Consider the following 23,009-nt stretch of genomic DNA (forward strand, 5'->3'; position numbering starts at 1 on the left):
ACGCGGCGCCGCGGGCCTCGGCCGTTCGCGGCGGGGCGGGCGGAGTGCTCATCCTGCGCTCTTCTCCGATTCCTCGGCGCGCGGCCGGACCCGCCGACCGTGCGGGACCGGGCCGCGCGGGACCGGGCCTTGCGAGACCGGACCCTGCGCGGCCGGACTGTGCGCGGCCGGACCCTGCCCGGCCGGTATGAGGCCGGCGCGTTCCAGGTAGGCGTGGGCGGCCCGGATCGCCTCCGGGGTGTCGGCGTACTCGCGGCCCTCCAGGCGCAGCAGCTCCAGCGCGCCGACCGAGTCCAGGACCTGCCGCTGGCCGGCGCGGATCCCGGAGGTCATGACGACGATGCCGCGCCGGTGGAGCTTCTCCACCGCGTCCTTGAGGACGAGGGCGCCGGTGGCGTCGACGGTGGTCACCCGGGACATGCGCAGGATGACGACGCGCACGTCGGCGACCTCCGCCAGTTCCAGCAGGAAGCGGTGGGCGGCGGCGAAGAACAGCGGTCCGTCGATGCGGTAGGCCACGATGTGCTCCGCGAGCAGCCGGTGCTCCTCGGCACTGTGGTCGCCCCGGTCGAGGGGAACCTCCTCCAGGCGGGCCTGGTTGGCCACCGCGCGCAGGGCGAGGACGCCCGCGACGGCCAGGCCGATGATCACGGCGTACACGAGGTCGAGCGCGAGGGTCGCCACGGCGGTGAGCACCAGGATCAGCGCGTCGGAGCGGGTGGCCCGCGCCATCGCCCGCAGCGAGCCGACCTCGACCATGCGGACCGCGGTGGCCAGGAGCACGCCCGCGAGCGCGGCGAGCGGGATCGCGGAGACGAGGGGCGCGGCGGCGAACACGATGACGGCGAGGATCACCGCGTGGGTGAGGGCGGCGAGCCGGGACCCGGCGCCGGCGCGGACGTTGACCGCGGTGCGGGCGATGGCCCCGGTGGCGGGCACACCGCCGAACAGCGGGGCGGCCATGTTGGCCAGGCCCTGGCCGAACAGCTCGCGGTCGGGATCGTGGCGCTGCCCGACCGTCATGCCGTCGGCGACCGAGGCCGACAGCAGCGACTCCAGGGCGGCCAGGGCCGCGACGGCGACGGCCGGGGCGAGCAGGGAGCCGAGGGCGCCCGGGTCGAGGAAGGACAGGGAGGGGGCGGGCAGGCCGGACGGCAGGTCGCCGATCGGCTTCGCCGCGTCCAGGCCGGCCACCCGGGCCACGACGGTGGCCGCGATCACGGCGAGGATGGAGAAGGGGACCGTGGGCCGCAGGCGGGCACCGACCAGCATGACGGCGGCGACCGCCAGGGCGAGGGCGGCGGCGGTCCAGTTCGGGGCCCCGGCGAACTCCACCACGGCGCGCCAGGTGACCACGAGGACGCGGTCGCCCTCCGGTTCGGGCACGCCGAGCGCGTTCGGCACCTGCTGCAGGCCGATCACGCAGGCGATGCCGAGGGTGAAGCCCTCGACGACGGGGGCGGGCACGTACCGCATGTACTTGCCGGCCCTGAGCAGGGCGAGGGCGACCAGCATCGCGCCGGCCATGAGCCCGACGGTCAGCACCCCGGCGGGGCCGTGGGCGGCGACGATCGGCACGAGCACCACGGTCATCGCGCCCGTGGGACCGGACACCTGCAGGTTGGAGCCGCCGAAGACGGCGGCGAGCGCGCCGGCGACGACCGCGGTCGCCAGGCCCGCCTCGGCGCCGAGTCCGGAGGAGACGCCGAAGCCGAGGGCGAGGGGCAGGGCGACGATCGCCACGGTCAGGCCCGCGAGCAGGTCCCGGCGCGGATCGCGGCGCAGTTCCGCGAGGTCGCCGCGGCCGGGGAGCAGAGCGGCGATCCGGCGCCCGATCCGGAGGGGAGCGGCCGTCATCGCGCGGTGACCTCGTCTTCCCTCAGCTCGGCCAGCAGCTCGTGCCGCCCGGTCAGCACGTCGGTGAGGATCCGGCGTGCGGCCTTCATCAGGTCGGCGACGTCGCCGCCGGCCAGCGCGTAGACGACCGTGGAGCCCTCCCGCGTCGCGGTGACGATGCCCGACCTGCGCAGGGTCGCCAGTTGCTGGGACAGGCTGGGGGGCTCCACCCCGATGGCGGCCAGCAGGTCGCGCACCGGTGCGGGTCCGTCCTGGAGCAACTCCAGCACCCGGATCCGTACCGGATGCCCCAGCATGCGGAAGAACTCGGCCTTGGCCTGGTACAGCGGAACGGACACGGCCCCTCGGCTTTCCTCGACGGCGCCCCGTCGGAGCGGGTGCGGGCTGCGCCCACCACCATCTGCGAGCGCGGTAAATCAAGCATCTAACCAATTGCGAAATTTTGCAATTCTGCATCCGACGGGGGCGCCGTCGATTCCCCCGGGGAGGGGTCAGCCCTTCTTGACCACGCTCGACTTCAGCTGCATCGCGCCGAACCCGTCGATCCTGCAGTCGATGTCGTGGCCGTCGACCCCGTCGACCAGCCGGATGTTGCGCACCTTGGTGCCGGCCTTGATGCCCGAGGGGCTGCCCTTGACCTTGAGGGCCTTGACGACCACCACCGTGTCGCCGTCCGCCAGCACGTTGCCGACGGAGTCCCTGACGACCCGGCCCTCGGGGCCGCCGGTGTCCGCGCCGCTCTCGGCGGGCACCCATTCGTGGCCGCACTCGGGGCACACCACCAGGGCGTTCATCTCGTAGGCGTACTCGCAGGAGCACTTGGGGCAAGGAGGAAGGTTCTCGTTCACCGCGCCAGCGTATCCGGCGTGCGGCGGGACACCGGGCGGGACGACGGGATAGTAGCCATGTACATAATAGCCATGTACGGTATGGCGTATGAGCAGGGGTTCCGAAGGTGCCACACCCGGTTATCTGGTGTGGCGGCTGTCCACGAAGTGGCGCGTGGCGGTGGACCGGGCGGTGGCGCCGCTCGGCCTCACCCACGCGCAGTACACGATCGTCGCCTCGCTGCACGGCATGCGGCGTGCCGGCGAGCACCCCAACCAGCGGCGCCTCGCCGACCACACCGGCCTGGAACCGCTGTACGTGTCGAAGCTGGCCCGCGCCCTGGAGTCCGCCGGACTGATCGGGCGCACCCGTGATCCGCGCGATCCGCGCGCGGTCCGGCTGACGCTGACCGAACGGGGCGAGGACGTCACCCGGCGGGCCGTCACGGTGGTGCACGCGCTGCTGGAGCAGCTGACGGAACCGCTCGGCGGCTTGGACAGCGCCCGCGCCCGCACGTTCACGAGCGAACTGGCGCTCCTGCTCGACGCGCCCCTGGAACCCCCGTACGACAGCGGCGCGGACGCCACCGCGAACGGGCCCGACAACAACGACAACGACCACAGCCACAGCCACAGCCAGAACCTGAGCGACAAGGGGAAGTCATGACCGTCACCGCGCCTCCCGTCGACAGCCGCGTCATCGGGCTGGCCCACTACGCCGCCCGCGCCGTCCTCGAACGCGTCCTGAGCCGCCACGGCGCCACCTTCCAGGAGCAGGTCACCCTCCGGTCGGTCCTCGCCGCCGACCGGCCCCTCACGCGGGAGGCGCTCGTCGCCCTGGTCGTGGCCTCCCTCAAGGCCGACCGGGCCGAAGTGCACGCCACCGTCGACCGGTTGCTGGCCAAGGGCCTGGTGTCGGCCGACGGCGGGACCGTCCGCGCGACGGACGCCGGGCGCGCGCTCCACGAGACGGTGAACGCCGAGTCGGGCGCCGTCTCGGCCCGCGTCTACGCCGGGATCCCCGCCGGGGACCGGGCCGTCGCCGGGCGCGTGCTCGCCCTGGTCACCGAACGGGCGAACGCGGAACTGGCCGCCATGTGACCCCCGGAACGACCCGGGCCACACTGGTGGAATTTTCAACCATCTCTCGCGGTTGTGCGACGCGAAGGAGGCCACGAGTGGACACGACCTACGACACCGAGTACTACGCCCACGGAACGCCGGCCGAGCGCTGGGAGCGCGGGCGGCTGTTCTTCGACGCCAAGGAGTACACCGCCGCCGCGCGGGTCCTGGCCGGGCTGGTCGAGGAGGTGCCGGAGCAGACCGGACCGCGGCTGCTGCTGGCCCGCGCCTACTACCACTCCGCCCAACTCGGCCGCGCCGAGACCGAGTTGCGCGTCATCGTGGAGCGCGACCCGGTGGAGCAGTACGCCCGGCTGATGCTGGGCCGCACCCTGGAGCGGCAGGGCCGGCACGCGGAGGCGGGCCCGCACCTGCGGATCGCCGCGGCACTGACGGGCGACTTCGAGGAGGCCTGACACACGGGCTCGCGGCGGGCACGGCAGGCCGGACCCGGGCCGCGGATCCGGACCACGGATCCGCTACGGGGGGCGGCCCGGGGGACGCGTCAGCCGTGCCGGAGTGGTGGTCGGGCCGCGGCTCCGGCGCGCCGCGGCCCGTCCGGTGATCCGCGTCACAGGCGCCGCGGGCGTGGCATGCTGACCTGATGGCATCCACCGGTCCCCGCGCACCTCTCGCCGAGCGGGTCGAGGAACTCCTCGCCGTCGGCGGCCCGTTGCCGATCGTGTCGGCCGGCGACCCGGTCCTGCGCACCGGCACCGAGCGCTACGACGGCCAGCTCGGCCCCGCCCTGCTGGCGCGTTTCGTCGAGGCGCTGCGCGTCACCATGCGCGCGGCACCGGGGGTGGGCCTGGCCGCGCCGCAGGTCGGCGTGGAACTGCGGATCGCGGTGATCGAGGACCCGGCGCCGGTGCCGGAGGAGGTGCGGGCGGCCCGCGGCCGGGTGCCGCAGCCCTTCCGCGTCCTGGTCAACCCCGCCTACGCGCGGGTGGGTTCGGACCGCGTCGCCTTCTTCGAGGGCTGTCTGAGCGTGCCCGGCTGGCAGGCGGTGGTGGCCCGGCCCGCCGAGGTGCGGCTGACCGGCCAGGACGAGACGGGCCGGGAGCTGGACGAGGTGTTCGGCGGATGGCCCGCCCGGATCGTGCAGCACGAGACGGACCACCTCGACGGCCTGCTCTACCTGGACCGGGCCGAGTTGCGCTCGCTGTCGGCCAACGAGACGGTGGCGCGCCGGTGGGCGCAGCCGACACCGGAGGAGGCAGCCCGCGCGCTGGGCTTCGGGCTGCCGTAACCGGACGCCGGTGCCGGGCGCCGTTGCCGGACCGGACCGTCGGTCGTCCCGTCCCGTACCGGACCGTCGACCGTCCGGTACGGGAGGGTCGACGGTCCGGTACCGGGACGTCAGTTGTCGCGGAACGCCTCCAGCAGGCGCAGCCACACCTCGCTGATCGTCGGGTAGGACGGTACGGCGTGCCACAGGCGGGCCACGGGGACCCGGCCGACGACGGCGACCGTCGCCGAGTGGATCAGCTCGCCGACGCCGGGGCCGACGAAGGTGACACCGAGCAGGATCTCGTTCTCCAGGTCGACGACCATGCGGGCGCGGCCCTTGTAGCCCTCGCCGTACAGGCCCGCCCCGGCGACCGAGGAGAGGTCGACGTCGACGGCGCGGACCCGGTGCCCGGCCTGTTCCGCCTCCGCGAGGGAGAGGCCGACCGCGGCGGCCTCCGGGTCGGTGAAGACGACCTGCGGGACGGCCGCGTGGTCGGCGGTGGCCGCGTGGGCGCCCCACGGACCGGAGTCCAGGTCCGTCTCCCCCGAGGCGCGGGCGGCGATCGCCGCGCCGGCGATACGGGCCTGGTACTTGCCCTGATGGGTGAGCAGGGCACGGTGGTTGACGTCGCCGACCGCGTAGAGCCAGTCGTGGCCGGTGACGCGCAGGCTGTCGTCGACCGGCAGCCACGCACCCGGCTCCAGGCCGACGGTGTCGAGGCCGATGTCGTCGGTGCGCGGGGCGCGGCCGGTGGCGAAGAGGATCTCGTCGGCCTCGATCCGGTCGCCGGCGCCGGTGACGACCACGACCGTGCCGTCGTCACGGGTCACCGACTCCACCGAGGTCCCGGTCCGCACGTCGACGCCGGCCTCGGTGAGCGCCTCGGCGACCAGTTCGCCGGCGAACGGCTCCATGCGGTTCAGCAGCCCCTTGCCGCGCACCAGGAGGGTGACCCGGGAGCCGAGGGCCTGCCAGGCCGTCGCCATCTCGGTGGCGACCACGCCGCCGCCGACCACCACCAGGCGACCGGGCACGGACCGGGCGCTCGTCGCCTCACGGCTGGTCCACGGCCCGACCTCAGCCAGGCCGGGCAGGTCGGGCAGGACGGCCCGGGTGCCGGTGCACACGACGACGGCGTGCCGGGCGGTCAGGATCTTGTCGCCGACCGCCACCGTGCGCGGGCCGGTGAGGCGGCCGTGGCCGCGGTGGAGGTCGGCGCCGATGCCGTCCAGCCAGCCGACCTGGCCGTCGTCCTTCCAGTCGGAGGTGTAGTGGTTGCGGTGGGCGAGGACCGCGGCCGCGTCGAGGGGGCCCTGCACCGCCTGGCGCAGACCGGGCAGGCGCCGGGCGTCGGCCTGGGCGATGACCGGGCGCAGCAGGGCCTTGCTGGGCATGCACGCCCAGTAGGAACACTCGCCGCCGACCAGTTCGCTCTCCACGACCGCGGTGGTGAGGCCGGCCGCGCGGGTGCGGTCGGCCACGTTCTCCCCCACGGGCCCGGCCCCGAGCACCACGACGTCGTACGCGATGGTTTCCGTTTCCGTCATGGGGTCAGTCTGGTGGGTGGTGTGCCGGGTGACCACACGGGTAGGCACGCGGAATACGCGACCGGCCGGCCGTGTTGACGCGGACGGCTTCACCCCCTGCCGGGAGAACCCGGCAGGAAGCAGCGGGAAGAGGGAATCACGTCATGGGCAGCACCGTGGAGCTCACCAAGGAGAACTTCGACCAGACGGTCACCGACAACGACTTCGTCCTGATCGACTTCTGGGCGTCCTGGTGCGGGCCGTGCCGTCAGTTCGCCCCCGTCTACGAGAAGGCCGCCGAGGAGAACCCGGACCTCGTCTTCGGCAAGGTGGACACCGAGGCCCAGCCGGAACTGGCCGCGGCCTTCGGCATCCAGTCGATCCCGACCCTGATGATCGTCCGTGACCGGGTCGCCGTGTTCGCGCAGCCGGGCGCCCTGCCCGAGGCCGCCCTCACGGACGTCATCGGACAGGCCCGCAAGCTGGACATGGACGAGGTCCGCAAGTCCGTCGAGGAGCAGCAGGCCGCCCAGGGCGAGTGACCTCCGGCCCTCCCCTCCCCCGCCGCGAAGACGTGCGGCCCGGACCGGCACGCCTGCGGTCCGGCTGCGCGACGCGTACGGCCCGGACCGGCACGCGTACGGCCCGGACCCGTCGAGCGCGCGGGCGGCCGGTTTCGGAACGGGTACGGCGCCACGTCCCCGCGCACCGTCGTCCGGCGCGCGTCGGTGAAGGCCTCCGGGTCGGCCTCGCCGCCGAGGCGGGCGCCGGTGCCGGAGGCGGCGGCCCCGCCGAACGGGGCCACGGCCTCGTCGTCGGCCGTCTGGTCGTCGATGTGCACGATGCCGGTCGGGATGCGCTCGGCCGGCTCGGGACCGCGGGCCGGGCAGCGGGTGACGATCCCCTGGGACAGGCCGTACGAGCCCGTCCCGGCCGGCGCGGCGGCCTCGTCCGGGGTGCTGAGGGCGCGGACCGGGGCGACCGGTCCGAAGGCCTTCTCCGTGCGGGCGGGGGTGCGGTCGTCGACGCCCGCCAGGACGGTCGGGTGAGCCGCGCCGGCGCCGGACGCCTCCCCGTCCCCGTGTGATGGAGCGTGCGACGTTTCGGGCCCTGCCCGGCGGATCGCGCCGGGCAGGGCCCGGTCGTCCGCCGGTTCACGTCACGCTCCTCGTCCGCCGTCCCCGCCGCGGGCGGCCGTGATCCGGTCCACCAGGTCGGTCCAGCCGGTTTCCAGACGGGCCGGCGGGGTCGCGCTCTGGCGGACCAGGTGGTGGATCAGGGGCGGGTTGAGGTAGCCGAGCAGGGTGTGGGCCAGCAGGTCCGGGCCGGCGTCCGGTGCCGCCTGCCGCAGCAGCAGCGTGAGGTGACCGTGGTACAGCCGGTGGACGGGGCCGGTGAAGCGTCGGTCCGGGCCGGGTTCGGCCGCCAGCAGCAGGTCCAGCTCGTCGATCGCGCGCCGCAGGTAGGCGACCCCGAACGCCCGCAGCCGCTCCACCGGCGCGGCGCCGGGCCCGAGCGGCGGCGGCCCGCCGAGGAACGCCGCCTGGAACTTCCGCTCGGAGTGGTCGAGCAGTGCCGTCAGCAGGCCGGTGCGGTCGCCGAAGCGGCGGAAGACCGTCCCCTTGCCGACGTTCGCCGCGGCGGCCACCGCCTCCATCGTGACCCCGGCCGCGCCGTGCGCGGCGACCAGCCGGGCGGCGGCGTCCAGCAGCCGGGCGCGGTTGCGGGCCGCGTCGGCACGCAGGCAGGGCTCGTCCCCGGCCGTTCCGAGCTGCAGCAGCTCGGGTTCGCCGAGGGGCGTCCCGGGTCCGGGGAAGGGAGGCAGGGCGGCGGACATGAACTCAGCGTAAAGCACCGGGAAGAAACTGGACCGCGGTCCGGTTAGGGTGTTAGAACTTGTAAACGGACCTCGGTCCGGATTGTCGTCGCCTTGTTTCCGCCCCCTGGGAGTAATCCATGTCTGTCCGCATCCTCGCGCTCGTCGGCAGCCTCCGCGCCGGTTCCACCAACCGTCAGCTCGCCGAGGCGGCCGTCAAGGTCGCTCCGGAGGGTGCGCAGGTCGACCTGTACGAAGGCCTGGCCGACATCCCGTTCTACAACGAGGACCTCGACGTCGAGGGCGGCGTCCCGGCCGCCGCCGCCAAGCTGCGTGAGGCCGCTCAGGCCGCCGACGCCTTCCTGCTGTTCTCGCCCGAGTACAACGGCACCATCCCCGCCGTCCTGAAGAACGCCATCGACTGGCTGTCCCGCCCGTACGGCGCCGGCGCCTTCGGCGGCAAGCCGGTCGCCGTCGTCGGCACCGCGTTCGGCCAGTTCGGCGGCGTGTGGGCGCAGGACGAGGCCCGCAAGGCCGTGGGCATCGCCGGCGGCAGGGTGATCGAGGACCTCAAGCTCTCCATCCCCGGCTCCCTGACCCGCTTCGCCGAGACCCACCCGGTCGACGACGCCGAGGTCGCCGCGCAGCTGACCGAGGTCGTAACCCGTCTGCACGGCCACGCCGGCGAGACCGTCGCCGCCTGACCGCCTGACCGCCTGCCCCTCTGGCCGTCCGGCCCTCTGACGGTCCGGAGGTCCTGCGGCCCGGCCGCACGACCGTCCGGCCGGTCCGGCCGCCTCGGCGTCCGACCGTCCGTCGCGGCGGCACCGACGACAGGCGCAGCGACTGGAAGGGGCCCGGAGTCTCCGGGCCCCTTCCGGCCGTGTCCGGGCGAGTGCGCCCGCGCCGCGCGTGAGTAAGCGTGAGCAAGAAGGCGGTGAACCGCGAGGGCGAATGTCGTCCGACGGGCGGCCCGCACCCGGTCGTGTCTGATAGGGCTGGCGGGATGCAGACCTTTTATCGACGGCTCCTGCGGCTGATGCCCCGGATCGGCGTCCAGGTGACCGACATCGCCCCGGGGACGGCGCTGGTGTCCCGGTCCGCCACCCCGCTGACGGTCACCGGTGCCGACAAGGGCACGTGGATCGTCAGGCGGGCGAAGGGCGGCGCCGGCGACCACGCGGACGCGGACGCCCGTGCCGTCCGGCTCGGCGGGACCGGCGCGCTGCTGCTCATGGACGGAGCGGCCCGGCACGACGAACGCGGGCTGCAACTCGCGGCGGCCGAGTACCTGTGCGCCCAGCACGTCACCGCCATGCTCGCCCTCTACGACGCGAACTGCGTCTTCGACGTCGGCGCCAACAGCGGCCAGTACGCCCGCCGGCTGCGCCGGCTCGGCTACACCGGGCGGATCGTGTCGTTCGAACCCACCTCGAAGGCGTTCGCCGAGCTGGAGAAGGCCGCGGCGCAGGACCCCGACTGGCACGTGCACCGGTGCGGACTGGGCCGTACGGAGACGACCGCCGAGATCCACACCGGCTGGAAGACCATGAACTCCCTGCTGGGGCCCAGCGACTACGGCAAGGACCGGTACAGCCGGTTCCACACGTCCGACACCGAGGAGATCCGCGTCCGCCGGCTCGACGCGGTCATGGACGAGGCGCTGGACGGCCTGGCGGATCCGCGCCCCTACCTGAAGATGGACACCCAGGGCTACGACCTGGAAGTGTTCGCCGGGGCCGGGAAGCGGGTCGGGGAGTTCGTCGGCATGCAGTCCGAGGTCGCGGTGCTGCGGCTGTACGAGGGCAGTCCGGGCATGGGCGAGGCCGTCGCGACGTACGAGGCGGCCGGGTTCGGCATCACGGGCATGTACCCGGTGACCCGCGAGGCGGCCACCGGCCGGGTGATCGAGTTCGACTGCGTGCTGATGCGCGCGGACGCGGCCCCCCTGCGGTAGCGGGCCGCCTCCCCCGTGCGGTAGCGGGCCGCCTCCCCCGTGCGGTAGCGGGCCGCCTCCCCCGTGCGGTAGCGGGCCGCCTCCCCCCCGCGCCGCGACGGGCCGCCCGGGGCGGCGCCGCCGGCCGTCCGGTCCCCCGTCCTCGCGTCCACCGGCCGGTGGCCCCTCGGCGGGAGGGCGGCCCCGCGCGGGTCGCCCGCTCGGGGGAACCGGCTCCGGGTCACCAGCTCCGGGTCACCGAGCGCAGGGCGATCCAGGAGTCCCGTACGCGGGCGTAGTCCATGGTCAGCTGGAGCCGCCGGTCCTCGTGCGCGCCGTCCGCGGCCGGACGCGTGACCACGCGGCCCACGAGGCGTGCCGTGTCGCCGTCGACCGCGACGGTCACGGTCTTCTCCTCGATCGCCTGCGGGACGAACGTCTCGGCGCGCAGGTCCGCCAGCCAGGCGGCCTTCGGCTGCTCGTCCCCCGTGGTCCGCCTCAGGGTGAAGCCGTCGTCGAGCAGGGCGTCCAGCGCGGCGGTGTCGCCGTCGGCCATCGCGTGCAGATGGGCCCGGTAGGCGTCGATGACCTCCATGCGGGTGTGCACGTCGGCTGAGGGGTTCATCCGTGCTCCTGTCGTCGTGCCCCGTCTCCACCGCCGGATCGCCGTCACCGCACGGCAGGACCGGGGCGTACCTCGGCGCATGCCTGTCAGCGATCATCATGGCTGTCCGGGCCGCCCGGTGCTCGCCGCGCCGTCGGCCGGGGCCGTTCAGGCCCAGGCGGTCACCGGCAGGAAGGAGCTGTCCCGGCGGAACAGGTCCGTGCCGTCGGAGTGCTCCACGCGGAGCCGGTAGTCGTAGTGGCGCAGGTAGTGGCCGGGGTGGTTGTACGACTCGAAGCGCGCCGAGCCGCTCGTGGTGCCGGTGCGGGCGATGAAGGTGGCGTCCCCGGCGAAGGCCGGCGTGCCGTCGTTCGGGTCGAAGCGGGCACGGAAGGAGTAGTGGCGCAGGTAGTTGCCGGCGGCGTCGCGGAAGGAGCAGCCGTCGGCGTCCGCGAGGCCGGGGACGACCGTGAAGGTGGCGGCCTGCTTCTCGGCGGCCGTGCCGGCCGCGGTCACCACCGGCAGGTCGAGCAGCGAGGACCGCGCCTGCCAGTACCGGGTGGGGTAGTTGACGGAGCGGAAGGAGCGGGTGACGTTCCTGGGCAGGCTCACCCCGCCGGCCACCGTCTCCTTGACGACGGTGAAGTGGCGGGCCGTGCCGGAGAGGCCTGGGAGGGCCTTCGGCGCGCTCCAGGTGGTGAAGGTGTCGTAGCTGTCGCTGTAGTAGTAGGTGCCGTCGCCGTAGCCGTCGAAGAAGACGCGCCAGCCGCCGTTGTCGAGCCGGACGAGGGCCGGGCCCTCGCGGTAGCTGCCCCAGCCCGCCCAGTCACCGGTGCGGGAGACGGTGTACGGGCCCGCGAGCCGGGCGGCGGTGGCGTACTCGATGTACTTGGTCGTCTCGTTCTTGGTGAAGGCGTGGTAGGTCGGGCCGAGCTTCACGACGAAGGTGTCGATGTGGTTCTCGCCGATGCCGGCCAGGGCCACGGGCGAGGTCCAGGCGGTGAGGCCCGCGTCGGTGGCCTTCAGCAGGTAGGGGGTGAACATCCACTCGTCGTCCGTGGTGGAGCAGGACACGATGATGTGGACGCTGCCGTCGCCGTCGACGAACCACTCCGGCGCCCAGGCCCGCGAGAGGCCCGCGACCGGGACCGGGTGGTCGTACAGGAACGTCCAGGTGAGCCGGTCGGCGCTGCGGGCGAACCCGATGGTGGTGCTGGGGTCCTGCCAGGTGTGCGTGGTGTAGGTCAGGTAGTAGAAGCCGTCGGTGTGCTTGAGGACGCTCGCGTCGCGGATGCGGTTCGCGGGCGGGGTGTAGGCGGCGGACCTGGCGAGGCGGAAGTCGGTGGCGTCGTCCGACTGGTAGACGTTCACCGTGCCGTCGTCGCTGTCGAGGAACGGCACGACGGTGTAGCGGGTGGCCGATCCGCCGGGCGGGGCGGCGGCGAGCGCGGTGCCGGGCAGACCGGGCGCCTCGGTCAGCGCCCACGCGGAGAGGGGCAGGGCGGCCACCGCGCGCAGCAGGCTGCGGCGGGACGGGGCGGGGCGGCGTGCGGTCATGTGCGGCTCTCTTCCTACGGCTCGGGGGTTCGGCACGCCTCAAGTTCGACATGTCGAACGAGGTTCGGAAAGTCGATCAGAAGGTAGGGGTGGCCCCGGAGCGCGTCAATGCCCCGCGCAGGAACGGGCGGTGGCCCGTGCGGCGCCCGCGGCGGGCCCGGGACCCGCCGCGGTCCGGAGTGCGTTCCGCCCCCGGCGGCCAGACGTTACCGTTCGGTACACAATGTCCTCACGAGGGTGCTCACGGAGGTGTCCCGCCATGACGCTCGACCGTTCCGCAGGCCTGATCGAGACCGCCCGCGCGCTGGCCGCCGGGGAGGTCACCTCCCGCACGCTGGTCGAGCGGTCCCTGGCGCGGATCGAGGCGACCCAGGGCACCCTCAACGCCTTCCGCGTCGTGCGCGCCGAGGCCGCGCTCGCCGAAGCCGACGCGGCCGACCGGGAGTTGTCCTCCGGCGCGCGCAGGCCCCTGCTGGGGGTGCCGGTCGCCGTGAAGGACGACATGGACGTGGCCGGCGAGCCGACCGCCTTCGGCTGCGCGGGCGCCCACCCCGCGGTCGCCGAGGACGGGGAGGCGGTACGGCGGCTGCGCGCGGCCGGGGCCGTGATCGTCGGCAAGACGAACACCTGCGAACTCGGACAGTGGCCGTTCACCGAGGGCCCCGCCTTCGGCGCGACCCGCAACCCGTGGCACCCCGGCCACACCCCGGGCGGCTCGTCCGGCGGTTCGGCGGCCGCCGTGGCGGCGGGCCTGGTCCCCGCCGCGCTCGGCTCCGACGGCGCCGGCTCGGTCCGCATCCCGGCGTCCTGGACCCACCTCGTCGGCGTCAAGCCGCAGCGCGGACGCGTCTCGACCTGGCCGCGCGGCGAGACCTTCCAGGGCATCACGGTCAACGGCACCCTGGCCAGGACCGTGGCCGACGCGGCCCTCCTCCTCGACGCGGCGAGCGGCAACCACCCGCGCGACCCGCACCGGCCGCCCGCCGTCGACGCCCTCACCGCGGTGGGCCGCGACCCCGGGCGGCTGCGCGTCGCCCTCGCGCTGAAGCCCCCGTTCACCGCCGTACCGGCCCGGCTGCTCCCCGAGGTGCGCGACCGGGTCGTCGCCCTCGCGACGACCCTGGCCGGCCTCGGCCACACCGTCGAGGAGGCCGACCCGCCGTACGGGCGGATCGGGCTGACCTTCGTGCCCCGGGCGACCGCGGGGATCGCCGAGTGGGTGGCCGAGGCGCCGTTCCCCGCCCTGCTCGACCGGCGCACCCACGGCGCCGCCCGGCTCGGCCGGCTCCTCGGCGGCGCCCCGCTGCGGGCGGCCCGCCGTGCGGAGGCGGTCCTGCACCGCCGTATCGGCCGCTTCTTCGAGACGTACGACGTGGTGCTCGCGCCGACGACGGCCGCTCCCCCGCCGCGCATCGGCGCCCTGCTGGAGCTGAGCGGGTTCGCCACCGACCGCGCCATGATCGCCGCGTGCCCCTACGCGTGGCCGTGGAACGTCCTCGGCTGGCCCGGCGTCAACGTGCCCGCGGGCTTCACGCCCGGCGGCCTGCCGGTCGGCGCGCAACTGCTCGGGCCCGCCGGCAGCGAGCCGCTGCTGCTGTCGCTCGCCGCGCAGTTGGAGGCGGACCTGCGCTGGCACGAACGGTGGCCGGAGCCGCTCGTCACGGACTCCCCGGCCCCGTGAGCCCCCGCTCCGGGTGCACCCGCGCGGGACGCCCCGGGGCCGCGGGGAACAGGCCCCGGGGCACACCCTAAGGTGCCTCCGTGACCGCTTCCACCGAAGAAGAGAACGTCCCGGGCCGCTTCGGCCCCTGTGCCACCGTCGAGGCCGAGCCGCGCGAGGTCGGCCGGGTGCGGACCGAGTACTCGCCCGCGCACGACGGCGACCCGGACCCCGGCGAGATCGTCTGGACCTGGGTGCCCTTCCAGGAGAACGACGGACGGGGCAAGGACCGCCCGGTGCTGGTCGTCGCCCGGGAGGCGGCCGGCACCTTCCTCGCCGTACGGCTGTCCAGCAAGCCGCACGCCGGCGACCGCGAGTGGGTGCCGATCGGCAGCGGCCCCTGGGACCGCTCGGGCCGGGACTCCTGGGTGGCCGTCGACCGCGTGCTGCGGCTGCACGAGCAGGGCATGCGGCGGGAGGCCTGCGCGCTGGACCGGATGCGGTTCGGCCTGGTGGTGCACCGGCTGCGGGAACGGTACGGCTGGCACTGAGCCCCGGCCGGAGCCCGCACCCGCTCACACCCGCTCGCGGAGCCGCGGCCGCGGCCGTCACCACGGCCGCGGCCACGACTTCGGCTACGACTCCGGCTGCGGGAAGGCGCGTACGAAGGCCTGGCGGACCACGCTCCCCGGCGTCCGGTCCAGCACCCCGAACACCACCCGCGTGAACGTCCCCTCGAACCGGCCGCCGAACCCCAGCAGCGTCCGGAAGGCGTCCGCCACCTGCGCGGGGTCGTTGCGGAAGACGCCGCAGCCCCAGGCGCCGAGGACCAGCCGCCGGTAGCCGTGCGCCGCGGCCGTCTCCAGGACGCGTTCGGCGCGTACGGCCAGGGCGCGCGGCAGTTCGCCGGCGCGCTCCGGCGCCGTCCGCAGGATCACTCCGGCGTTCGGCGCGGCGGCGGTCAGGAAGCCGGCGGTGTACGGCTCGGGCAGGAACCGGCCCCGGTCGTCGCGGAAGACCGGCACGGCCGGCGAGTGGACCACCCGGTCCGTGTAGAACGGGTCGCGGTGGGTGCGGTGGTGGTCGTAGAACCCGGGGGCCCGCAGCAGGCAGGTGTACAGCGCGGAGCCGCGGCACAGGGCCTCTTCCTGGGCCTGGGCGCCGTTGAGGTAGCCGCCGCCGGGGTTGCGGGCGGAGGCGAAGTTGAGCACCGCCACCGGGGCGTCCGCGAGCCGGCGGGCGGCCTCCAGGCTGCTCTCGCCGGTGACCTCGATCCGCGGGGCGGACGGGGCGGTCCCCAGGACCCCCTCCGGGACCGGTACCGGGCCGGGCCCCAGCACGCGGGTCCCCTCCCGGGCGGCCCCGACCGCGGCGGCGATCGGCACCTCGCGGCCGTCGGCCGTGCGGTACGCGCCCGCGGCCACGGCCTCCTCCGTCTCCCGCGCGACACCGCGCAGCCGCGCGCTCACGGCGCCACCCCCGTGGACGCCACGGCCGCGTGCCGCACGGTGCGCCGCATCGCGTGCCGCACCCCGTCCGTCTCCCCCGTCGTGCTCATGCACGCATCGTCGGCGATGCTGAACGGACGGGGCAACCGGTTTTCCACCGGCCGGGAACCCGTCGGGAACCCGTCGGGAACGGCCTGGGAACGGTGCGGGAAGGAGAGGGCTTCGGCCCCGCGGGCGCCGATGGGCGCTCTTGTGCGATGCGGCGAGAGGGTCTTGGGTGGATGAGCGAACCGGTCCGGCATCATCGAAGCCGGACCGGTGGCATGGTGGAATCTCAGGAGGATACCGACATGTCCGACACGTCGAGCAGTGCTTCGGGGAGCGACTGTACGGGGACCCGTACCCCGCTCACCGAGGCCGAGGTGGAGGCCCTGGTCAAGGGCATCTGCTTCAAGACCGGACCGCCCCGTACCGTCGGGGTCGAAGTGGAATGGTTCGTCCACGAGCTGCGTTCACCGCGGCTCCCCGTCCCACCCGAACGACTCGCGGCGGCCTACGAGGCCCTGCGGACGGTGCCGCTGTCCTCGGCGCTCACCGTCGAACCCGGCGGCCAGCTGGAGCTGAGTTCTCCGCCCGCCGCCTCCCTGACGGAGTGCGTGAGCACCGTCGCCGCCGACCTGGACGCCGTCCGCGCCGTCCTGCGCGAGGCGGGACTGGTCCTCGCCGGACTCGGCACCGAGCCCTGGCACCCGCCCCGGCGGTTCCTGCACCAGCCGCGCTACGACGCCATGGAGACGCACCTCGACCGCACCGGCCCGGCCGGGCGGGCCATGATGTGCACCTCGGCCTCCGTGCAGGTCTGCCTGGACGCGGGGCACGAGGAGCCCGGCCCGCTGGGGCACGGACGGCGCTGGTGGCTGGCGCACATGCTGGGCCCCGTCCTGGTCGCCGCCTTCGCCAACTCGCCGCTGCTCGGCGGCGAGCCGACGGGCTGGCGCTCCACTCGGCAGCGGCTGTGGACGGAGATCGGCGCGGGCCGCGCGGGCGCGCCGGACCTGGACCGGGAGCCGCGCGCCGCGTGGGCCGAACGCGTCCTGGACGCGCCGGTGATGTGCGTACGCCGGGACGACGGGCCGTGGGACGTGCCCGAGGACCTGACCTTCCGGGAGTGGACCCGGTCGGGGACGCCCACCCGGGCGGACCTCGAGTACCACATGTCCACGCTGTTCCCGCCGGTGAGACCGCGCGGCCACCTGGAGCTGCGCATGATCGACGCGCAGCCGGGCGAGGACGGCTGGATCGTGCCGCTCGCGGTGACGACGGCGCTGTTCGACGACCCGGAGGCCGCCGAGAGCGCCTACCGGGCGGTGAAACCGCTGGCGGAACGGTCCCGGTCCGGTCCGGCCCCGCACAACCCGCTGTGGCGCGAGGCGGCCCGCTCCGGCCTCGCCGACCCCGAACTGCAGGAGACCGCCGTGGCCTGCTTCACGACGGCCTTGGAGGCCCTGCCCCGGATCGGCGCCGACGCCGGGGTGACGGACGCCGTCGCCGCGTACCTGGAGCGCTACGTCCGCAAGGGCCGCAGTCCCGCCGACGACCAGCTGGACCGCCTGCACGCCGCCGACGGCCGCACCCACGGGAAGGACATCCCCACATGACCGACCTCGTCCCCGAGCCCCTGGAGGCCGAGGCGTTGCGCGAGCGGGCACTCACCACCCTCGTCACCGCCCGCGCGCGCACCACGCTCCTGACCAGCTGCGTCGAGGACCCCGACCTCACCGCACAGCACTCCCCGCTGATGTCCCCCCTGGTGTGGGACCTCGCGCACATCGGGAACCAGGAGGAGCTGTGGCTGCTGCGCGCCGTGGCCGGCCGCGAGGCGATGCGCCCCGAGATCGACGGCCTGTACGACGCCTTCGAGCACCCGCGCTCCGAGCGGCCCTCGCTGCCGCTGCTGCCGCCCGCCGAGGCCCGCGCCTACGCGGCGGAGGTCCGCGGGCGGGTCCTGGACGTGCTGGAGTCGGCCGACTTCGACGGGACCCGGCTCACCGAGGCCGGCTTCGCCTTCGGCATGGTCGCCCAGCACGAACAGCAGCACGACGAGACCATGCTGATCACCCATCAGCTGCGCACGGGGCCGCAGGCCCTGACCGCGCCCGACCCGGAACCGGCCCCGCTGTTCACCGGCCCGTCCGAAGTACTCGTGCCGGGCGGCCCGTTCACGATGGGCACCTCCGGCGAGCCGTGGGCGCTGGACAACGAGCGGCCCGCGCACCGGCGCGAGGTGGCGGCGTTCCACATCGACACCACGCCGGTGACCAACGGCGCCTACCAGGCGTTCATCGACGACGGCGGTTACGACGACCCCCGCTGGTGGACGGCGCAGGGCTGGTCCCACATCCGCCGGCACCGGATCGGGGCGCCGTTGTTCTGGCACCGCGACGGCGGCCAGTGGCTCCGGCGCCGCTTCGGCGTCACCGAGGTCGTGCCGCCCGAGGAGCCGGTGCTGCACGTGTGCTGGTACGAGGCCGACGCCTACGCCCGCTGGGCCGGGCGGCGGCTGCCCACCGAGTCCGAGTGGGAGAAGGCGGCCCGCTTCGACCCCGCGACCGGCGGCTCGATGCGCTACCCGTGGGGCGACGCCGACCCCGCGCCCGAGCACGCCAACCTGGGCCAGCGCCATCTGCGCCCGGCGCCCGCGGGCAGCTATCCGGCCGGCGAATCGCCCCTGGGGGTCAGGCAGTTGATCGGCGACGTGTGGGAGTGGACGTCGAGCGACTTCCAGCCCTACCCCGGTTTCCGGGCGTTCCCGTACAAGGAGTACTCGGAGGTGTTCTTCGGCCCCGAGCACAAGGTGCTGCGGGGCGGTTCGTTCGCGGTGGACCCGGTGGCCTGCCGGGGCACCTTCCGCAACTGGGACCTCCCGGTCCGGCGGCAGATCTTCTCCGGCTTCCGCACCGCCCGTTCGGGAGCCGTCTGATGTGTCGTCACCTCGCGTTCCTGGGACCGCGGGAACCGCTCGGCCGGCTCCTGGTGGAGCCCCCGCACAGTCTGTACCGCCAGTCGTGGGCTCCCCGCACGCAGCGGTACGGCACGGTCAACGCCGATGGCTTCGGAGTGGGCTGGTATGCCGAGGACGATCCGGTGCCGGCCCGCTACCGCCGGGCCGGGCCGATCTGGGCCGACCTGTCCTTCGCCGACCTGGCCCGCGTCGTGCGCAGCGGGGCGGTGCTGGCCGCCGTACGCGACGCGACGCTGGCCGGGGCGGACGCCGAGGCCGCGGCGGCGCCGTTCGCGGCGGGGCCCTGGCTGTTCAGCCACAACGGGGCCGTGCCGGGCTGGCCGGGGTCGCTGGAGCCGCTCGCGCGCACGCTGCCGGCGTCCGCCGTGCTGTCGATGGAGGCGCGCAACGACTCCGCGTTCGTGTGGGCGCTGGTCCTGGCCCGGCTGCGCGCCGGGGACACGGAGGGCCAGGCGCTCGCCGACACGGTGCAGGAGGTCGCCGCGGCGGCCCCCGGGTCCCGCCTCAACCTGCTGCTCGGCAACGGCGACACCGTCACCGCGACGGCCTGGGGGGACACCCTCTGGTACCTGACGGAGCCCGGCCGCACGGTCGTGGCCTCCGAGCCCTACGACGACGATCCGCGCTGGCAGGAGGTACCCGACCGCACCCTGCTCGTGGCGACCCGCACCGAGGTGCTGCTCACCCCGCTGAAGGACCCGAGCGCGGACGCGGCGCCCTCCCCCGCTTCCGGCCCCGCCGCGGGAGCGGCCCCATCACCCGAGGAGAACGGCTCGTGAGCCCCTTCCAGATCACCCGCACCCTCCCGGAGGACGCCACCGACGCCGCCCTGCGCGCCGACGTCCTCCAGGGCCTCACCGCCACCCCCAAGACGCTGCCGCCCAAGTGGTTCTACGACGCCGAGGGCAGCGAACTGTTCGAGCGGATCACCGAGTTGCCCGAGTACTACCCGACGCGGGCCGAGCGCGAGATCCTCGTGGACCGGGCCGGCGAGATCGCCGCCGCGGCCGGCGCCCGCACCCTGGTCGAGCTGGGTTCGGGGTCCTCGGAGAAGACCCGCCACCTGATCGGCGCGCTGACGGACCTGGACACCTACGTGCCGGTCGACGTCAGCGAGAGCGCCCTCACCGGGGCGGGCCGGGCCCTCGCCGCCGAGCGGCCGGGCCTGTCCGTCCACGCGCTCATCGCCGACTTCACGGCACCGCTGACGCTCCCGGACACCCCGGGGCCGCGGCTGGTGGCGTTCCTCGGCGGCACGATCGGCAACCTCCTCCCCGCCGAGCGGGCGGCCTTCCTCGGCTCGGTGCGGGCACTGCTCTCGCCGGGCGACGCCCTGCTGCTCGGCACGGACCTCGTGAAGGACGAGGAGGTCCTGGTGCGGGCGTACGACGACGCGGCCGGGGTGACGGCGGCGTTCAACAAGAACGTCCTGTCCGTCGTCAACCGCGAGCTGGGCGGCGACTTCGATCCGGACGCCTTCGACCACGTCGCGCTCTGGGACGCGGGGAACGAGTGGATCGAGATGCGGCTGCGCTCCCGCACGGCGCAGACGGTGAAGCTGCCCGCGCTCGGTCTCGCCGTCGACTTCGCGGCGGGCGAGGAACTGCGCACGGAGGTCTCGGCGAAGTTCCGCGAGCCGGGCGTGCGCGCGGAGCTGTCCGCGGCGGGACTCGAGCTGTCCCGCTGGTGGACGGACCGGCAGGGCCGCTTCGCGCTCTCGCTGAGCACCGTGCGGTGAGGGCGGGCGTGCGGTAGGGGTGGCCGGGCGGCGGGAACGCCCGTACGGGGGCGGTCAGCCCGTGGAGACCGTCAGCGCCTCGGTGATCCGCCGGGAGGCGCGGCGGGCCTCCGTGGCGGGGTCGGCCCCGCCGAGCACCCTGGTCATGTAGGTCTTGATCGGGTTGTCCGCCTCCACGGCGGCCCACTCGGGCGTGCTGGGGGTCGCCCGGCCCTGCGCGGCTCCGGCCGCCATGGCGGCGACCCCCTCCTCGCCGGCCACCGCCGACGCCAGCTTCGCCTTGTTCGGGACGTAGTTCATGGTGCGGGCCAGGTCGGTGTTCCATTCGGCGCCGGTCAGCGCGGCGATCACGGCGACGGCCCCCTCGCGCCGGTCGGTGTTGCGGGGCACGACGAGGTCGGAGCCGCCGATGAGGACCGCGCCCGGTTTCGCCGCGGTCCTGCCCGGGACGGGGAAGTACCCCAGTTTCCCCTCCAGGGCGGGGTTCTGCCGGACGACGGCTCGTGCGAGGCCGGGGACGGCGACGATCTGGGCGACCTCGCCCGCGGCGAACACCCCCGCCTGGGGCGGGTGTTCCTCATCCGCGTCCACCGGCCCCGCGCCGAGGGACTGAAGGCGCCGGTAGAACTCCATGCCGCGCAGGGCGGCCGGGGTGTCCAGGGCGCCCTCCCAGCGGCCGGCGTCCTCGGTGGCGAGGTCGCCGCCCTCGTCCCAGATGAAGCCGGACAGGGTGTACCAGTCCTGGCCAGCCAGGTAGATGCCCTGGGTCCCGCCCGAGTCCAGCTTCCCGGTGACGGTAAGCCACTCCTCGCGGGTGCGCGGCACGGCGGTGACCCCGGCCCGCGCGAAGAGGTCCTTGCGGTAGATCACGACGCGGTTGGCCGCGTACCAGGGGATGCCGTACTGGTGGAAGCGGCGCTGTCCCGGGTCGGCGAGGCCGGGCAGCCACTCCTCCCCCTCCCACTTGGCCACGGCTTCCAGGGTCAGGTCCAGCAGCCGGTCGCCGTCGACGTACAGCGGGACCTGGGTGTTGCCGACCTCGATGACGTCCGGCCCGTCCTCGCCGCCGCCCGCCAGGGCCGCCTGCACCTTCCCGGCGATGCCGGTCCACTCCTGGATGCGGACGTCCAGGTCGAGGTCGGGGTGGTCGCGTTCGAAGTCCTCGGTGAAGCGGTCCAGGAAGTCCTGCGAGGCGCTGTCCTTCATGAGCCAGACGATGACGGTCCGCCGGTCGTCCCCGCCGACGCCGGGTACGGCACCGCAGCCGGTGAGGAGGGTGGCGGACACGCAGAGGAGGGCGAGGAGGCGACGTCTCACGGGGGTCCTGTTCTGTCTGGTGGACAGGGGCGAGGGGCCCGGCGTGGGGGAAGGGGCGCGGCGGCCCGGACGGGTGCAGGGGATTTTGGTATGGACCAATGCGGACGTCAAGGGGAACCGGCCCGCGCCCCGGACGTCTCGCGCTCCGCCGCAGCGTGGGGCACCGTGGAGTGACGCGTGACACACGGGGCGGCGCCGCCCCGGCCGAGAGGAGCAGTCACATGTCGAACCACACCTACCGGGTCACGGAGATCGTCGGCACCTCGCCCGACGGCGTGGACCAGGCGATCCGCAACGGCATCTCCCGTGCCTCGCAGACCCTGCGGCACCTGGACTGGTTCGAGGTGACCCAGGTCCGCGGACAGATCGAGAACGGCGAGGTGGCGCACTGGCAGGTGGGCCTCAAGGTCGGCTTCCGCCTGGACGAGACGGAGTGACGGCGGCGTGAGGGCCGCGTGACGACGGAGCGGCCGACCGCGACGACGGGACCCTCCGACCCGGCGGACGGCCGGGACGACGGGCGACCGGGCCGGGCCGCCGGGGCGGAAGGGCCAGGGCGCGACGGACCGGGACGCCGGATGGGGACGCCCGGGCAACGGGTCGGCACGAGACGACGGGCCGCCGGACCGAGATGACGGACGGCAGGGACGGGGCGGCGGACGGCCGGGCCGGACCGGGACGGCGGCCGGGGCCGAGGGCCGGGCGGCAGGGACGGGACGGCGGGCAGTCGTGGCGGGCGCGGCGGCCGACGGGCCCGGCCCCGCCCGCCGCGTCCGCACCTCAGGTGCGCCCCTCACGCTCCTGGGCGACGCGCAGCGTGACCGAGGGGGCCGTCCAGCGCGCCCGGACCACGGTGAAGCCGGCCGCCTCCGCGTCGTCGCAGACCAGGTCGTCGCCGTCCACCAGGACCCGCACCTCGCGCTCCCGCGCGAGCCGGCGCAGGACCTCCAGCTTGGTGCGGCGGGCCGGCCGGCGGTCGCCGTCGCGCCGCATGTACACCCGCTCCGGCGGCAGCGCGTGCCGGTCGAGCCACTCGCGGGTGTCCCGTCGGCAGCGCTCGGGGCGCCCGGTCAGATAGACCACCTCGCACTCGCGCGCGCTCTCCAGGACCAGCGCGACCCCCTCCGCGAGCGGCGGGTCCTGCGGCGCCGCCGCGAAGAAGGCGTCCCAGTCCCGCGGCCCGCGCTCCAGGAAGCGCTGCCGGTGGGCGGTGTCGGCAAGGGTGTTGTCCAGGTCGAACACGGCGAGGGGCCGCCCGCTGCTGTCGGTCACGGCACCGCCCTGGAGACCTCCCGCGTCCGTGGGGGCGGGCACACGGTCGGCCATCGATTGTTAATGGGATCCATTT

Annotated in this window: 24 protein-coding genes and 1 pseudogene; 14 read left to right on the forward strand and 11 right to left on the reverse strand. The window is 74.7% G+C overall.

Going from position 1 to position 23,009, the window contains the following annotated elements; genetic code table 11:
* Window positions 1-48: 48 nt before the first annotated feature.
* The 3 genes from ACF09K_RS18785 to ACF09K_RS18795 form a co-directional block, all read right to left on the reverse strand.
* Window positions 49-1,857 (reverse strand): SulP family inorganic anion transporter, encoded by a 1,809-nt coding sequence (locus tag ACF09K_RS18785; protein ID WP_392244884.1) that lies wholly within the window; start codon window positions 1,855-1,857, stop codon window positions 49-51.
* Window positions 1,854-2,195: an ArsR/SmtB family transcription factor gene (locus ACF09K_RS18790; protein ID WP_392244886.1), complete on the reverse strand. Its 342-nt coding sequence runs from the start codon at window positions 2,193-2,195 to the stop codon at window positions 1,854-1,856. The genes ACF09K_RS18785 and ACF09K_RS18790 overlap by 4 nt, the downstream gene beginning before the upstream one ends.
* Window positions 2,196-2,348: 153 nt before the next feature.
* Entirely contained in the window at window positions 2,349-2,705 is a 357-nt protein-coding gene (locus tag ACF09K_RS18795; RefSeq protein ID WP_392244888.1) for a zinc ribbon domain-containing protein YjdM, read from the reverse strand.
* A gap of 88 nt (window positions 2,706-2,793) precedes the next feature.
* On the opposite strand from ACF09K_RS18795, the gene ACF09K_RS18800 reads away from it, so the two are divergent.
* From ACF09K_RS18800 to ACF09K_RS18815, 4 genes are all read left to right on the forward strand, one after another.
* Window positions 2,794-3,351: a MarR family winged helix-turn-helix transcriptional regulator gene (locus ACF09K_RS18800; protein WP_392244889.1), complete on the forward strand. Its 558-nt coding sequence runs from the start codon at window positions 2,794-2,796 to the stop codon at window positions 3,349-3,351.
* Window positions 3,348-3,785, forward strand: coding sequence for a MarR family transcriptional regulator (locus ACF09K_RS18805; RefSeq protein WP_392244891.1), 438 nt, complete (start codon window positions 3,348-3,350; stop codon window positions 3,783-3,785). The genes ACF09K_RS18800 and ACF09K_RS18805 overlap by 4 nt, the downstream gene beginning before the upstream one ends.
* Window positions 3,786-3,862: 77 nt before the next feature.
* Window positions 3,863-4,222, forward strand: coding sequence for a tetratricopeptide repeat protein (locus ACF09K_RS18810; RefSeq protein WP_392244892.1), 360 nt, complete (start codon window positions 3,863-3,865; stop codon window positions 4,220-4,222).
* Between the two features lie 188 nt (window positions 4,223-4,410).
* Entirely contained in the window at window positions 4,411-5,055 is a 645-nt protein-coding gene (locus ACF09K_RS18815; RefSeq protein WP_392244894.1) for a peptide deformylase, read from the forward strand.
* Window positions 5,056-5,165: 110 nt separating this feature from the next.
* On the opposite strand, the gene ACF09K_RS18820 is transcribed toward ACF09K_RS18815, so the two are convergent.
* Window positions 5,166-6,584 carry a dihydrolipoyl dehydrogenase family protein gene (locus ACF09K_RS18820; protein WP_392244895.1) on the reverse strand — a complete coding sequence of 473 codons (1,419 nt, stop codon included), beginning with the start codon at window positions 6,582-6,584 and terminating at the stop codon, window positions 5,166-5,168.
* A gap of 143 nt (window positions 6,585-6,727) precedes the next feature.
* Here ACF09K_RS18820 and trxA point away from each other — a divergent pair, with 143 nt between their 5' ends.
* Window positions 6,728-7,105, forward strand: a complete 378-nt coding sequence (gene trxA, locus ACF09K_RS18825) for a thioredoxin (protein WP_392244897.1) — start codon at window positions 6,728-6,730, stop codon at window positions 7,103-7,105.
* A gap of 137 nt (window positions 7,106-7,242) precedes the next feature.
* On the opposite strand, the pseudogene ACF09K_RS18830 reads toward trxA, so the two are convergent.
* Both ACF09K_RS18830 and ACF09K_RS18835 read right to left on the reverse strand, forming a co-directional pair.
* Window positions 7,243-7,608, reverse strand: a pseudogene (locus tag ACF09K_RS18830) (aldehyde dehydrogenase family protein); the annotation flags it as partial.
* A 114-nt stretch (window positions 7,609-7,722) separates the two neighbouring features.
* Window positions 7,723-8,400: a TetR/AcrR family transcriptional regulator gene (locus tag ACF09K_RS18835; protein WP_392244899.1), complete on the reverse strand. Its 678-nt coding sequence runs from the start codon at window positions 8,398-8,400 to the stop codon at window positions 7,723-7,725.
* A gap of 119 nt (window positions 8,401-8,519) precedes the next feature.
* On the opposite strand from ACF09K_RS18835, the gene ACF09K_RS18840 reads away from it, so the two are divergent.
* Together ACF09K_RS18840 and ACF09K_RS18845 are read left to right on the forward strand one after the other, a co-directional pair.
* Window positions 8,520-9,083, forward strand: coding sequence for an NADPH-dependent FMN reductase (locus tag ACF09K_RS18840; RefSeq protein WP_392244900.1), 564 nt, complete (start codon window positions 8,520-8,522; stop codon window positions 9,081-9,083).
* Between the two features lie 302 nt (window positions 9,084-9,385).
* Window positions 9,386-10,336, forward strand: coding sequence for an FkbM family methyltransferase (locus ACF09K_RS18845; RefSeq protein WP_392244901.1), 951 nt, complete (start codon window positions 9,386-9,388; stop codon window positions 10,334-10,336).
* A gap of 220 nt (window positions 10,337-10,556) precedes the next feature.
* Here ACF09K_RS18845 and ACF09K_RS18850 read toward each other — a convergent pair whose 3' ends face one another.
* Window positions 10,557-10,940: a nuclear transport factor 2 family protein gene (locus ACF09K_RS18850; RefSeq protein ID WP_392244903.1), complete on the reverse strand. Its 384-nt coding sequence runs from the start codon at window positions 10,938-10,940 to the stop codon at window positions 10,557-10,559.
* A 147-nt stretch (window positions 10,941-11,087) separates the two neighbouring features.
* On the reverse strand, window positions 11,088-12,476 hold the full coding sequence (locus ACF09K_RS18855) for a glycoside hydrolase family 43 protein (RefSeq protein WP_392244905.1): 1,389 nt from the start codon (window positions 12,474-12,476) through the stop codon (window positions 11,088-11,090).
* Between the two features lie 259 nt (window positions 12,477-12,735).
* On the opposite strand from ACF09K_RS18855, the gene ACF09K_RS18860 reads away from it, so the two are divergent.
* On the forward strand, window positions 12,736-14,157 hold the full coding sequence (locus ACF09K_RS18860; RefSeq protein ID WP_392244906.1) for an amidase: 1,422 nt from the start codon (window positions 12,736-12,738) through the stop codon (window positions 14,155-14,157).
* A gap of 80 nt (window positions 14,158-14,237) precedes the next feature.
* On the forward strand, window positions 14,238-14,687 hold the full coding sequence (locus ACF09K_RS18865) for a type II toxin-antitoxin system PemK/MazF family toxin (RefSeq protein WP_392244907.1): 450 nt from the start codon (window positions 14,238-14,240) through the stop codon (window positions 14,685-14,687).
* A gap of 84 nt (window positions 14,688-14,771) precedes the next feature.
* Here the strand turns inward: ACF09K_RS18865 and ACF09K_RS18870 are convergent, their stop codons facing one another.
* A complete protein-coding gene (locus ACF09K_RS18870; protein ID WP_392244909.1) occupies window positions 14,772-15,605 on the reverse strand; it encodes a TIGR02452 family protein in 834 nt (277 codons plus the stop codon).
* A 329-nt stretch (window positions 15,606-15,934) separates the two neighbouring features.
* Between ACF09K_RS18870 and egtA the strand changes: the two genes are divergently transcribed.
* Genes egtA through egtD form a run of 4 tightly spaced genes read left to right on the forward strand, consistent with a single transcriptional unit; the run spans window position 15,935 to window position 20,344 of the window.
* On the forward strand, window positions 15,935-17,242 hold the full coding sequence (egtA, locus tag ACF09K_RS18875) for an ergothioneine biosynthesis glutamate--cysteine ligase EgtA (protein ID WP_392244910.1): 1,308 nt from the start codon (window positions 15,935-15,937) through the stop codon (window positions 17,240-17,242).
* Window positions 17,239-18,564 carry an ergothioneine biosynthesis protein EgtB gene (gene egtB, locus ACF09K_RS18880; protein WP_392244912.1) on the forward strand — a complete coding sequence of 442 codons (1,326 nt, stop codon included), beginning with the start codon at window positions 17,239-17,241 and terminating at the stop codon, window positions 18,562-18,564. Before egtA ends, egtB begins: the two co-directional genes overlap by 4 nt.
* Window positions 18,564-19,385, forward strand: a complete 822-nt coding sequence (gene egtC, locus ACF09K_RS18885) for an ergothioneine biosynthesis protein EgtC (protein WP_392244914.1) — start codon at window positions 18,564-18,566, stop codon at window positions 19,383-19,385. Before egtB ends, egtC begins: the two co-directional genes overlap by 1 nt.
* The gene (egtD, locus tag ACF09K_RS18890; RefSeq protein WP_392244915.1) at window positions 19,382-20,344 is read left to right on the forward strand and encodes an L-histidine N(alpha)-methyltransferase; all 963 of its coding nucleotides are present in this window, start codon (window positions 19,382-19,384) and stop codon (window positions 20,342-20,344) included. Before egtC ends, egtD begins: the two co-directional genes overlap by 4 nt.
* Before the next feature lie 54 nt (window positions 20,345-20,398).
* On the opposite strand, the gene ACF09K_RS18895 is transcribed toward egtD, so the two are convergent.
* A complete protein-coding gene (locus ACF09K_RS18895) occupies window positions 20,399-21,661 on the reverse strand; it encodes an extracellular solute-binding protein (protein WP_392244917.1) in 1,263 nt (420 codons plus the stop codon).
* Between the two features lie 221 nt (window positions 21,662-21,882).
* On the opposite strand from ACF09K_RS18895, the gene ACF09K_RS18900 reads away from it, so the two are divergent.
* Window positions 21,883-22,098, forward strand: a complete 216-nt coding sequence (locus tag ACF09K_RS18900; protein ID WP_392244919.1) for a dodecin — start codon at window positions 21,883-21,885, stop codon at window positions 22,096-22,098.
* 343 nt (window positions 22,099-22,441) lie between these two features.
* On the opposite strand, the gene ACF09K_RS18905 is transcribed toward ACF09K_RS18900, so the two are convergent.
* Complete coding sequence (locus ACF09K_RS18905; protein ID WP_392245101.1) at window positions 22,442-22,933, reverse strand: hypothetical protein; 492 nt, start codon at window positions 22,931-22,933, stop codon at window positions 22,442-22,444.
* Between the last annotated feature and the right edge of the window lie 76 nt (window positions 22,934-23,009).

The organism is Streptomyces sp. NPDC014882, assembly GCF_043081325.1.
Taxonomy (GTDB): domain Bacteria; phylum Actinomycetota; class Actinomycetes; order Streptomycetales; family Streptomycetaceae; genus Streptomyces.

Coding starts and splice junctions, on each gene's coding strand:
- egtC (WP_392244914.1), top strand. CDS start 18,564: ATGTGTCGTCACCTCGCGTTCCTGGGACCGCGGGAACCGCTCGGCCGG.
- ACF09K_RS18855 (WP_392244905.1), bottom strand. CDS start 12,476: ATGACCGCACGCCGCCCCGCCCCGTCCCGCCGCAGCCTGCTGCGCGCG.
- ACF09K_RS18835 (WP_392244899.1), bottom strand. CDS start 8,400: ATGTCCGCCGCCCTGCCTCCCTTCCCCGGACCCGGGACGCCCCTCGGC.
- trxA (WP_392244897.1), top strand. CDS start 6,728: ATGGGCAGCACCGTGGAGCTCACCAAGGAGAACTTCGACCAGACGGTC.
- ACF09K_RS18850 (WP_392244903.1), bottom strand. CDS start 10,940: ATGAACCCCTCAGCCGACGTGCACACCCGCATGGAGGTCATCGACGCC.
- ACF09K_RS18785 (WP_392244884.1), bottom strand. CDS start 1,857: ATGACGGCCGCTCCCCTCCGGATCGGGCGCCGGATCGCCGCTCTGCTC.
- ACF09K_RS18800 (WP_392244889.1), top strand. CDS start 2,794: ATGAGCAGGGGTTCCGAAGGTGCCACACCCGGTTATCTGGTGTGGCGG.
- ACF09K_RS18860 (WP_392244906.1), top strand. CDS start 12,736: ATGACGCTCGACCGTTCCGCAGGCCTGATCGAGACCGCCCGCGCGCTG.
- ACF09K_RS18820 (WP_392244895.1), bottom strand. CDS start 6,584: ATGACGGAAACGGAAACCATCGCGTACGACGTCGTGGTGCTCGGGGCC.
- ACF09K_RS18815 (WP_392244894.1), top strand. CDS start 4,411: ATGGCATCCACCGGTCCCCGCGCACCTCTCGCCGAGCGGGTCGAGGAA.
- egtA (WP_392244910.1), top strand. CDS start 15,935: ATGTCCGACACGTCGAGCAGTGCTTCGGGGAGCGACTGTACGGGGACC.
- ACF09K_RS18845 (WP_392244901.1), top strand. CDS start 9,386: ATGCAGACCTTTTATCGACGGCTCCTGCGGCTGATGCCCCGGATCGGC.
- ACF09K_RS18900 (WP_392244919.1), top strand. CDS start 21,883: ATGTCGAACCACACCTACCGGGTCACGGAGATCGTCGGCACCTCGCCC.
- egtB (WP_392244912.1), top strand. CDS start 17,239: ATGACCGACCTCGTCCCCGAGCCCCTGGAGGCCGAGGCGTTGCGCGAG.
- ACF09K_RS18840 (WP_392244900.1), top strand. CDS start 8,520: ATGTCTGTCCGCATCCTCGCGCTCGTCGGCAGCCTCCGCGCCGGTTCC.
- ACF09K_RS18805 (WP_392244891.1), top strand. CDS start 3,348: ATGACCGTCACCGCGCCTCCCGTCGACAGCCGCGTCATCGGGCTGGCC.